This is a genomic window from Bhargavaea cecembensis DSE10 (genome assembly GCF_000348905.1).
GTDB lineage: Bacteria > Bacillota > Bacilli > Bacillales_A > Planococcaceae > Bhargavaea > Bhargavaea cecembensis.
On record NZ_AOFT01000038.1, the window covers coordinates 1 to 568 of the forward strand.

Here is a 568-nt window from a genome sequence, read left to right on the forward strand (position 1 = left end):
GCCATCTTCCTGTAGGGATGGGCTCTCCGGATTCTGGCATGAAGGCCAAAGAGGCCAGTGAGGCGCAGAATTTTCTTGTGGTTCATGACGACACCATATTCATTCCTCAAAATCATATGTAGGGTGCGGTATCCTGCTTTCCCTTTCTTCCGTTCCTGGATCTCGATCAGTAGAAGGGCATCCTCATAATCCGCCTCCGCACAGAGGTCGCGTAATTCACAGCGGATTAGCCATTCATAGTAACCCTGCCTGCGGACTCCCGCGACCCTGCATAGATAGGCGACGGCTCTCTTGAGCCCATACGTTCGGATCACTTCTTCAATCAATGCATATTTTTCTCCCGGTGTAAGTCTTACTTCCTCAGCCTCCTCTCGGCTGCCTCTAACTTTTTTAACAATTCCAGTTCAGCCTCTAAATACTTGATCTTGGCCTGTGCCTTTTTCAGTTGTTCTTCCGCGGACAGATCCCGTGTTACCGGGCGACCGGCGCTTCCGCGGCCCCGACGCTCGGACAACAGACCGTCTTCGCCAAGGGCGTCATACGATTTCCTCCATCGCTTTAGCGATTG

Annotated in this window: 1 protein-coding gene and 1 pseudogene; both read right to left on the reverse strand. The window is 52.3% G+C overall.

The genetic code is table 11. From position 1 onward, the window contains the following. A partial coding sequence (locus tag C772_RS15940) for an IS3 family transposase (RefSeq protein ID WP_152419795.1) occupies positions 1–326 on the reverse strand: 326 nt, incomplete at its 3' end. 26 nt (positions 327–352) lie between these two features. Next, a pseudogene (locus C772_RS16915) lies at positions 353–568 on the reverse strand (IS3 family transposase); the annotation flags it as partial.